The sequence below is a fragment of the Rugamonas apoptosis genome (genome assembly GCF_014042355.1).
GTDB lineage: Bacteria > Pseudomonadota > Gammaproteobacteria > Burkholderiales > Burkholderiaceae_D > Rugamonas > Rugamonas apoptosis.
In genome coordinates this window covers 1-242 of record NZ_JACEZU010000084.1, presented here as the reverse complement: position 1 = coordinate 242, position 242 = coordinate 1, and the positions used below count along the sequence as shown (strand labels likewise).

At 54.1% G+C, this 242-nt stretch carries 1 tRNA gene and 1 rRNA gene; both read left to right on the top strand.

The features are described from left to right. Positions 1-91 (top strand): 16S ribosomal RNA (locus H3H39_RS27540); the annotation flags it as partial. Positions 92-166: 75 nt separating this feature from the next. Then, positions 167-240 (top strand) — tRNA-Ile (locus H3H39_RS27535). Positions 241-242: the final 2 nt, after the last annotated feature.

Below are 242 nucleotides of genomic sequence, written 5' to 3'. Positions count from 1 at the left end.
AAGGAGGGCGCTTACCACGGTAGGATTCGTGACTGGGGTGAAGTCGTAACAAGGTAGCCGTATCGGAAGGTGCGGCTGGATCACCTCCTTTCTAGAGTCGCACTGGTCTTCGGACCATCCTCAAGCGTTCACACTTATCGACTGTAAATCAAGAAGAACAGCATTTGGGGCTGTAGCTCAGCTGGTTAGAGCACCGTGTTGATAACGCGGGGGTCGTTGGTTCGAGTCCAACCAGCCCTACC